The organism is Stenotrophomonas sp. TWI169, from assembly GCF_039674705.1.
Classification (GTDB): domain Bacteria; phylum Pseudomonadota; class Gammaproteobacteria; order Xanthomonadales; family Xanthomonadaceae; genus Stenotrophomonas; species Stenotrophomonas maltophilia_P.
In genome coordinates, this window is sequence record NZ_JBDJOB010000019.1 from 75,724 (window position 1) to 84,164 (window position 8,441).

Sequence of the window (8,441 nt, forward strand, 5' to 3'; positions counted from 1 at the left end):
CCCGGCGCTACCGCCTCACTTCTTTTCCGGCTCGTTGACGATCGCTTCCAGATCCTTCTGCAGGTCGGCGAACAGCGGCTGCATGCGCGACTGGATGGCCACCATCACGTTCTGCATCAGCGCCGGGGTCTTGTCGAGCAGACTCTGGCCCGCCGGGCTCTCGTAGAACTCGGCCATCGCCAGCACGTCTTCCTTGCTGAAGGTCTTCTTGTAGAGATCCACGTACATCGGCCGCAGCTGCTGCCATGACAGGGCCTGGCGCAGGGTCTGGCTGGTCCGTGCCTGGATGCGCTTGAGCTGCTCCTGCTGCTGGGCATTGAGCTGGCGCTGCGACGCGACCTGCTGGAACTGCTGCTGCTGCATCGCCTCGATCTGCGGCAGCATGGTGTCGATCATGCTCTGCGCGCGGGAGGCCGACAGCAGGCGGTTGATGTCGCCGTCGGTCGGCGCGGCGGCCAGGACCGGGGCGCTGGCCACGGCAAGCGCCAGCAGAAGGGCAGCACGGCGCAGCAGGGCGGGCAGGGTGGATGCGGAGCGGATCATGCGAAGCTTCCTGCGGTACATGGGACGGCCAGCATACCCGCTGGCAAGGCGAAGGCGGCGTGTTCGGTGCCTGATCGGCGGCATACGGCGCGCGATGCCGCACTCCGCCACGTGGCTGCCGTTACAATGCGCGGATGGGCAATGGACCGGTCACCATCAGCGCGCAGCTTGAAATCCCCGACGGCGAGATCGTCGAGCGTTTCGTGCGTGCCAGTGGTGCCGGTGGCCAGAACGTCAACAAGGTGTCCACCGCGGTGGAACTGCGTTTCGACGTGGCCAACTCGCCCTCGTTGCCCGAACCGTTGCGCGCGCGCCTGCTGGCGCGGCGTGACCGGCGGATGACCGGCGAAGGCGTGCTGGTCATCGACGCGCAACGCTTCCGGACCCAGGATCGCAATCGCGAGGATGCGCGCGAGCGGCTGGCGGCCTTCATCCAGGCCGGGTTGAGCGTGCCCAAACCGCGCAAGGCCACCAAGCCGACCCTCGGGTCGAAACTGCGTCGTCTGGACGCCAAACGCGGGCGCGCGCAGATCAAGCGCGGGCGCTCCTCACGTGACTGGGAGTGATTGCTTGAACAACCCGACTCCGTTGCTGCCGGCCATCCCGCCGAACATGCCGCAGGTCAGATCCAACCCGTTCCTGCGCTGGCTGGCGCGCTGCACCCTGCGCATGGGCGGCTGGAAGGTGGTCGGCACCCTGCCGGACATCCCGAAGCTGGTCTTCATCATCGCCCCGCACTCGTCCAACTGGGACGGGTTCTGGGGCATGGCGGCCAAGATCGCACTGGGCATGAAGGTCAAGGTGCTGGGCAAGGCGTCGCTGTTCTGGTGGCCGCTGGGCCCGCTGCTGCACCGGCTGGGCGTGATCCCGCTGGACCGCAGCTCGCCGCAGGGAACCGTCGGCCAGGCCGTGGACCTGATCCGCAACAACGACAGGATGTGGTTCGCGATCACCCCTGAAGGCACCCGCAAGGCGGTCAAGGAATGGAAGGCCGGATTCCTGAAGATCGCGCGGATGGCCGATGTGCCGATCCTGACCGCCTATTTCCATTATCCGGAGAAGGTCATCGGCGTCGGTCCGCTGTTCCATCCCACCGGCGATGACGTGGCCGACATGGCCGCCATCCGCGAGTTCTACCGGCCCTGGATCGGCAAGACCCGCGGTACGGTCTGAGCCGGCCGCCAGTGAAGGTCCAGACGCCACGTCCGGCACATGCCGGGCGAGCGCGACAGGAGTAGGGTGGACGGTCGGCATCCCATCCCGTCTGCCCAAGGAGCGTTTTACATGTCGCGTACCGTAGTCCTGGCCGCCGCCATCAGCCTGGCGCTGGCGGCCTGTTCCGGCAAGGAGTCCACCCCCGTGTCCGCAGCCCAGAATACCCCGGCCCAGCAGCCGGCCGATGCCTCCACCAACCCGCTGCTGAGCGCCAGCACGCTGCCGTTCCAGGCGCCGCCGTTCGACAAGATCAAGGACAGCGACTACCTGCCGGCGTTCGAGGAAGGCATGCGCCAGCACCTGGCCGACGTGCGCAAGATCGCCGACAACAGCGAGCCGGCCACCTTCGACAACACCATCGTGGCGATGGAGCGCAGCGGTGAGACCCTGACCCGCGTGTCGCGCATCTTCTTCGGCCTGGTGCAGGCCGATACCAACGATGCGCGCCAGAAGATCCAGGAAGAAGTCGCGCCGAAACTGGCCGCGCACCAGGACGAGATCAGCCTGGACCCGAAGCTGTTCGCACGCGTGAAGTCGCTGTACGACCAGCGTGACACGCTGGGCCTGGACCCGGTGCAGAAGCGCCTGGTCGAGCATTACTACGACGGCCTGGTGCGTGCCGGTGCGCAGCTGTCCGACGCCGACAAGGCCAGCCTGCGCAAGCTCAACGTGGAAGAGACCACGCTTTCCACCCAGTTCCATACCCGCCTGGTCGCCGCCACCGCTGCCGCTGCCGTCATCGTGGACGACAAGGCCAAGCTGGCCGGCCTGGATGAGAACGCGATCAACACCGCAGCTGCCGATGCGAAGGCGCGCAAGCTTGACGGCAAGTTCCTGCTGCCGCTGCAGAACACCACCCAGCAGCCGGTGCTTGGTTCGCTGAGCGACCGCGACCAGCGCGCCGCCGTGCTAAAGGCCTCGGAAACCCGCGCCGAGCGCGGTGATGCCAACGACACCCGCCAGACCGTGCAGCGCCTGGCCCAGCTGCGTGCGCAGAAGGCCAAGCTGCTGGGTTTCGACACCTTCGCCGACTACCAGCTGGGCGACCAGATGGCCAAGACCCCGGCCGCCGCGCTGAAGCTGCTGACCGACACCGTGCCGGCTGCCACCGCCAAGGCACGTGCCGAAGCCGGCGAGATCCAGAAGGTGATCGACGCGCAGAAGGGCGGTTTCCAGGTTGCGGCCTCGGACTGGGACTTCTACGCCGAGCAGGTACGCAAGGCCAAGTACGATCTGGATGAGTCGCAGATCAAGCCCTATTTCGAGCTGGACAACGTGCTGCAGAACGGCGTCTTCTACGCCGCCACCCAGCTGTACGGCATCACCTTCAAGCCACGTACCGACATTCCGACCTACCACCCGGACATGAAGGTGTATGAAGTGTTCGACAAGGACGGCACCTCGCTGGCCCTGTTCTACACCGACTACTTCAAGCGTGACAGCAAGTCCGGTGGCGCGTGGATGGACGTGTTCGTCGAGCAGGATGGCCTGACCGGCGCCAAGCCGGTGGTCTACAACGTCTGCAACTTCACCAAGCCGGCCGAAGGCCAGCCGGCGCTGTTGAGCTTCGACGACGTCACCACCCTGTTCCACGAGTTCGGCCACGCCCTGCACGGCATGTTCTCGAACGTGAAGTACCCCTCGATCGCCGGCACGGCCACCTCGCGCGATTTCGTCGAGTTCCCGTCGCAGTTCAACGAGCACTGGGCGCTGGATCCGAAGGTCTTCGCCAACTACGCCAAGAACTACAAGACCGGCGAGCCGATGCCGCAGGAACTGGTCGACAAGATCCTCAAGGCGCGCAGCTTCAACCAGGGCTACGCCACCACCGAGTACCTGTCGGCTGCGCTGCTGGACCTGGCCTGGCACACGCAGAAGGCCGACGCGCCGCTGCAGGATGTCGGAGCCTTCGAAGCCAGCGCGCTGAAGAAGTTCAAGGTCGATCTGCCGCAGGTTCCGCCGCGCTACCGCACCACCTACTTCGACCACATCTGGGGCGGTGGCTACTCGGCTGGCTACTACGCCTACTTCTGGGCGGAAGTGCTCGACCATGACGCCTTCCAGTGGTTCACCGAGAACGGTGGCCTGACCGCGGCCAATGGCCAGGAATTCCGCGACAAGATCCTCTCGCGCGGCAACAGCGTGGAGCTGTCGACCCTGTACCGCGATTTCCGCGGCAAGGACCCGTCGGTGGAGCCGCTGCTGAAGTTCCGCGGGCTGAAGTAAGAAAGCGAAAACGGCGGGGGCGACCCCGCCGTTTTTCTTTCTGTAGCGTCGAGCCATGCTCGACGTTCTTCTGTAGAGCCGAGCCCATGCTCGGCTGATGTTTCCTGGAAAGGCAGCCGAGCATGGGCTCGGCTCTACAAACAGCGTTACGTCCCCACGTGCACCCGGTTCGCCTGTTCGGCAAGGCCCAGGTGATCCAGCGCGATATCCAGCGCCAGCACGTAGCTCTGCGCGCCATAGCCGGCGGCGATGCCCAGGCGCTGGCCGATGCCGGCCGGCAGACAGGGCTCAGCCACCGCGCCGTCGTCATGCACCTCCACGTAGGCGTTGTGCAGATAGGGCAGCAGGCGCTGCAGACGCAGGCTGCCGGCACACGCGCCGGGATCGAGCAATGTCACTTCGCCGCGGCTGTGATCGGCCACGCGCAGGGCATCCAGCAGTTCCTGTTCCGAACCGCAGGCACGGATGGCCACGCTGGTGCCGGCATCAATCGCACGGTGTACCAGCGACTTCAGTACCGGTGCCGGCAGCGGCAGTGCGGTACGGATCAATGTGCCGGCCGCTTCCGGGCCGCGGATGATGAAGATCGACATGGCTCAGCCCTCCTGCGCCAGGCGGCGGCCGACGATGGCCAGCGACAGCGGATAACCGGCCTGCTGGCTGCGCTGGTCGACCACCACCGCGGCCGGCCCATGCTGCAGGCGCAGGCGCGCGTCCAAGCCGGGTTCGCGGGCGCTCTGCAGTTCGATGTAATGCGCCGGCAGCCGCTCCAGGGCGGCCTGCAGCGCGCTGCCCTCGGCCTGCCATTGCGCCTCGTCGGCCACGCCCACGTCCAGCAGTACCCAGTCGGCCGAGCGCGCCTGCGGCTGGCACAGGCACTGGCGCACTTCGGACAGGCTGGCGCAGTCGCTGCACAGCACGCGGTGGCCGGACAACTGCGCCGGCAGCTGCGGACGCGGTGCCGATGAAGAGGCGTGGCGGATCACCAGGAGGGTCATACAACACCTTGCGGAAAGCGCCGTTCGGCGCGGTGGGCAGACGATGCGCGCAGTGCCCGTAAAGGTGCGATGCCGGGCGCCGGGCCCGGGCGTAAAACCTGCGTAACCCTGCATCGGCAGCGCCGGGCCATGCCCGGAGAGCACATGGCGCGGCCGTTCCAACACTCGGCCGGGCATGGCCCGGCGCGACCGGGAACCTCTTGCACCCGGATGGGGTCTGAAGACCCTGCCACCCCATCGGAACCTGACATGGATGCTGTTGCCCGACCGCCGTTCCCGCAACGCGCTCTCGCCTGGCTGAAGAAGGAGGCGCTGCCGCTGCTGCTCATGCTGGGCCTGCTCGCCGCCGCCCGCGACACCCTCGCCAATCATTACGTGGTGCCCAGTGGCTCGATGCAGCCGACCCTGCAGCCCGGTGACCGGGTGGTGGTGGACATGCGTGCCTATGGCCTGCGCCTGCCGTTCACCAACACGTCCCTGCTGTCCACCGGCCAGCCGCAGCGCGGCGAGGTGGCGGTATTCGATTCGCCTGCCGACGGCACCCGCCTGATCAAGCGGGTCGCCGCCGTGGCCGGCGACCACGTGCAACTGCACGAGGGCCACCTGAGCATCAACGGCCACCCGCTGCAGATGGCCGACCTGCAGGACGTGGAGGGCTTCGGCAGCCGCCGTGCCCGCCTGGACCTGGACATGGGCGGTGGTCCCGACATTGCGGATCTGGTGGTACCGGCCGGCAAGCTGCTGGTACTGGGGGATCATCGCGGCAACAGTTTCGATGGCCGCTTCTTCGGCTTTGTCGACGCCGACAAAGTCTACGGGCGCGCGGTGGCCGTCTACTACCGCCGTGGCGATGGCTTCCAGTGGCAGCACCTGTGAGCTGAATCGATACGTCAGGGATATCAATCCTGACTTTTCAGGTTATGGATCGACTGGGTGGACGGGCCTAGTCTGGGGCCCGTTCCCTCCACCCCGGCCGCCCCCAACGGCCCATCGATCCCATGACTGGCGAAACCGCCGCGGCCCCCGAACGTCGCTTCCCTCCTGCCGATTACAGCCCCGAGACGCGCATCCAGCAGGGCACGCCAGCGTTCCGCCGCACGGCGGTCGCGCTGTTCCTGGCCGGCTTCTCCACCTTTGGCCTGCTGTACACGGTGCAGCCGTTGCTGCCCGAGTTCAGCCGCCACTTCGGCGTCTCCGCCGCCGGCAGCGCGATGTCGCTGTCACTGACCACCGGCACGCTGGCCGTGGCGATGCTGCTGGCCGGGCTGCTGTCCGACGCCGTGGGCCGCAGGCCGTTGATGATCGTCGCCCTGCTGGCCTCGGCCATCCTCTCGCTGAGTACCGCCCTGGTCGATGACTGGACCACGCTGCTGGTGCTGCGCACCCTGCTGGGCCTGGCCCTGAGTGGCGTGCCGGCGGTGGCGATGACCTATCTGGTCGAAGAAATGGACAGCCGCGCACTGGGCCTGGCGATGGGCCTGTACATCGGCGGCAACGCGATTGGTGGCATGAGCGGGCGCCTGCTCGCCGGCATCATCGCCGACCATTGGGGGTGGCGCTGGGGCATCGGCGTGGTCTCGATCATCGCCGTGGCCAGCACCGTATTGCTGTGGCTGCAGCTGCCGCCATCGCGGCATTTCCAGGCCCGTCGCGGCGGCCTGCGCCAGCTGCCGTCGCGCTGGCGCACGTTGTTCGCCGATCCCGGCCTGCCGTGGCTGTTCGCCACCTCCTTCGTGTTGATGGGCGTATTCGTCACCCTCTACAACTACCTCGGCTATCACCTGCTGGCGCCGCCGTACCACCTCAGCCAGACCGTGGTCGGGCTGATCTTCAGCGTCTACCTGGTCGGTACGTTCAGCTCGGCATGGATGGGCCAACAGGCCACGCGGTACGGCCGTGGGCGCGTCCTGTCGATCTCCTTCGTGCTTATCGGTGCCGGCATCGCGCTGCTGGCGATGCCGTGGCTGACCACGATGGCGCTGGGCATCGCGCTGGTGACCTTCGGCTTCTTCGGCGGTCATTCGGTCGCCAGCAGCTGGGTCGGCAGCCGGGCGGGCATGATGCGCGCGGAAGCCTCGGCACTGTATCTGTTCGCCTACTACCTGGGGTCGAGCGTGCTGGGCGGTGTGGGCGGGCTTGCCTACGCCGCGTGGGACTGGCTGGGGGTGTGCGCGTTCGCGGCAGTGCTGACCCTGCTTGGCGGTGGCATCGTCTGGGCGTTGCAGCAGCGGGCCCCGCAGCCGGTGACGGCCTGATGCTGGCCGGGCATGGCCCGGCGCCACCGTTTTCGACCCTGACCGGGTAGTGCCGGGCCATGCCCGGCGAGCGCGCAGCGCGGCGCTTCACTCTTCGGCGAACGCGCCGCGCAGCAGGCCGGCGAAGTTGCGGATCAGCGGCGTCACCCCCTCACGGCGCCATGCCAGCTGCACCTCCGAGTGCGCGCCGGCATCGGCCAGCGCGACAAAGCGCGCGCCTTCCACCCGGATGTGGTCGCACGAGGACGGCAGGATCGCCGCACCCAGGCCAGCCGCCGCCAGGCTGATCAGCGTGGACGCCTCACCGGCTTCCTGCACGATGCGTGGAGTGAATCCGGCAGCCGCGCACAGCGCGATCATGTGGTCATGGATGCCGGCGCCGGCACTGCGTCGAAAGGCCACGAACGGTTCCTGCGCGAACGCACGCAGCGACAGCGTTCCCTGTTCCGGGAGCCGGCGCAGGGCAGGGTGGTCGGCATGCACGATCAACGCCAGCGGATCGACGAACAGGCTGTGCGCAACCAGTTCCGGCGGCAGCGCGCGCTTGCGGATGATGCCCACGTCCAGTGAACCGTCGAGCAGGGCGTCGATCTGCTGCAGCGTGTTCATCTCGCTCAGCTGCAGCCGCACCTGCGGATACTGCTGGCGGTAGCGCAGGATCGAGCGCGGAATCTGCGGGGACAGCGGCGTGGCCCGGGTCAGCCCGATATGCAGCTCACCCTGCTCGCCGCGCTGTGCACGCTGTACCTCGTCCACTGCCGTCTCCACCTGCTGCACGATGGCCCGCGCGCGCTCCTGCAGCAGTTCACCGGCAGGCGTCAGCTGCACGCGGCGATGGCTGCGCACGAACAGGCGCGCCCCGATCAGGTCCTCCAGCTGGCGGATCTGCTGGCTGAGCGGCGGCTGCGACATGCCCAGCCGCTCGGCCGCCTGGCCGAAGTGCAGGGTCTCGGCAACGGCGAGGAAATAGCGCAGGTGGCGCAGTTCGATGGACATGCGCCCAGTCTATTCATCGCCAGCCGGAAATGAATCAGAGGTTGGATCCGACCCCGTGCCGACCAACGGTCGGCATCCGCCAAGAGCAGCTGGCACTAAACAACAGAGGGAAACTGTCGAAGGCGGGGTGGGTCCGGTTGCGGGGGTGTGAGCGGCATGGATGCCGCGACCAAGCCCCCATGGACGGGTTTACGGCGTCCCCCGCAAC

Annotated in this window: 9 protein-coding genes; 5 read left to right on the forward strand and 4 right to left on the reverse strand. The window is 67.4% G+C overall.

What is annotated here, in order from left to right; all coding sequences use genetic code 11:
• Positions 1-15 precede the first annotated feature (15 nt).
• Positions 16-543: a DUF2059 domain-containing protein gene (locus tag ABE543_RS14665; RefSeq protein ID WP_065174175.1), complete on the reverse strand. Its 528-nt coding sequence runs from the start codon at positions 541-543 to the stop codon at positions 16-18.
• A 134-nt stretch (positions 544-677) separates the two neighbouring features.
• Here ABE543_RS14665 and arfB point away from each other — a divergent pair, with 134 nt between their 5' ends.
• The 3 genes from arfB (at position 678) to dcp (ending at position 3,984) form a co-directional block, all read left to right on the forward strand.
• Positions 678-1,109: an alternative ribosome rescue aminoacyl-tRNA hydrolase ArfB gene (gene arfB / locus ABE543_RS14670; protein WP_111186528.1), complete on the forward strand. Its 432-nt coding sequence runs from the start codon at positions 678-680 to the stop codon at positions 1,107-1,109.
• A 46-nt stretch (positions 1,110-1,155) separates the two neighbouring features.
• Positions 1,156-1,716, forward strand: a complete 561-nt coding sequence (locus ABE543_RS14675; protein WP_227255266.1) for a lysophospholipid acyltransferase family protein — start codon at positions 1,156-1,158, stop codon at positions 1,714-1,716.
• Positions 1,717-1,827: 111 nt separating this feature from the next.
• The gene (dcp, locus tag ABE543_RS14680; RefSeq protein ID WP_074902277.1) at positions 1,828-3,984 is read left to right on the forward strand and encodes a peptidyl-dipeptidase Dcp; all 2,157 of its coding nucleotides are present in this window, start codon (positions 1,828-1,830) and stop codon (positions 3,982-3,984) included.
• Between the two features lie 146 nt (positions 3,985-4,130).
• On the opposite strand, the gene ABE543_RS14685 is transcribed toward dcp, so the two are convergent.
• Together ABE543_RS14685 and ABE543_RS14690 are read right to left on the reverse strand one after the other, a co-directional pair.
• Positions 4,131-4,577, reverse strand: a complete 447-nt coding sequence (locus ABE543_RS14685) for a hypothetical protein (protein WP_053518439.1) — start codon at positions 4,575-4,577, stop codon at positions 4,131-4,133.
• Positions 4,578-4,580: 3 nt separating this feature from the next.
• Positions 4,581-4,982, reverse strand: coding sequence for a hypothetical protein (locus ABE543_RS14690; protein WP_053518441.1), 402 nt, complete (start codon positions 4,980-4,982; stop codon positions 4,581-4,583).
• Between the two features lie 249 nt (positions 4,983-5,231).
• Between ABE543_RS14690 and lepB the strand changes: the two genes are divergently transcribed.
• On the forward strand, positions 5,232-5,858 hold the full coding sequence (gene lepB / locus ABE543_RS14695; RefSeq protein WP_346475832.1) for a signal peptidase I: 627 nt from the start codon (positions 5,232-5,234) through the stop codon (positions 5,856-5,858).
• A gap of 122 nt (positions 5,859-5,980) precedes the next feature.
• On the forward strand, positions 5,981-7,237 hold the full coding sequence (locus ABE543_RS14700; protein WP_262218874.1) for an MFS transporter: 1,257 nt from the start codon (positions 5,981-5,983) through the stop codon (positions 7,235-7,237).
• Between the two features lie 87 nt (positions 7,238-7,324).
• Here ABE543_RS14700 and ABE543_RS14705 read toward each other — a convergent pair whose 3' ends face one another.
• Positions 7,325-8,233 carry a LysR family transcriptional regulator gene (locus ABE543_RS14705; RefSeq protein WP_053520468.1) on the reverse strand — a complete coding sequence of 303 codons (909 nt, stop codon included), beginning with the start codon at positions 8,231-8,233 and terminating at the stop codon, positions 7,325-7,327.
• Positions 8,234-8,441: the final 208 nt, after the last annotated feature.

Coding starts and splice junctions, on each gene's coding strand:
- ABE543_RS14690 (WP_053518441.1), bottom strand. CDS start 4,982: ATGACCCTCCTGGTGATCCGCCACGCCTCTTCATCGGCACCGCGTCCG.
- ABE543_RS14665 (WP_065174175.1), bottom strand. CDS start 543: ATGATCCGCTCCGCATCCACCCTGCCCGCCCTGCTGCGCCGTGCTGCC.
- ABE543_RS14675 (WP_227255266.1), top strand. CDS start 1,156: ATGCCGCAGGTCAGATCCAACCCGTTCCTGCGCTGGCTGGCGCGCTGC.
- ABE543_RS14705 (WP_053520468.1), bottom strand. CDS start 8,233: ATGTCCATCGAACTGCGCCACCTGCGCTATTTCCTCGCCGTTGCCGAG.
- dcp (WP_074902277.1), top strand. CDS start 1,828: ATGTCGCGTACCGTAGTCCTGGCCGCCGCCATCAGCCTGGCGCTGGCG.
- lepB (WP_346475832.1), top strand. CDS start 5,232: ATGGATGCTGTTGCCCGACCGCCGTTCCCGCAACGCGCTCTCGCCTGG.
- ABE543_RS14700 (WP_262218874.1), top strand. CDS start 5,981: ATGACTGGCGAAACCGCCGCGGCCCCCGAACGTCGCTTCCCTCCTGCC.
- arfB (WP_111186528.1), top strand. CDS start 678: ATGGGCAATGGACCGGTCACCATCAGCGCGCAGCTTGAAATCCCCGAC.
- ABE543_RS14685 (WP_053518439.1), bottom strand. CDS start 4,577: ATGTCGATCTTCATCATCCGCGGCCCGGAAGCGGCCGGCACATTGATC.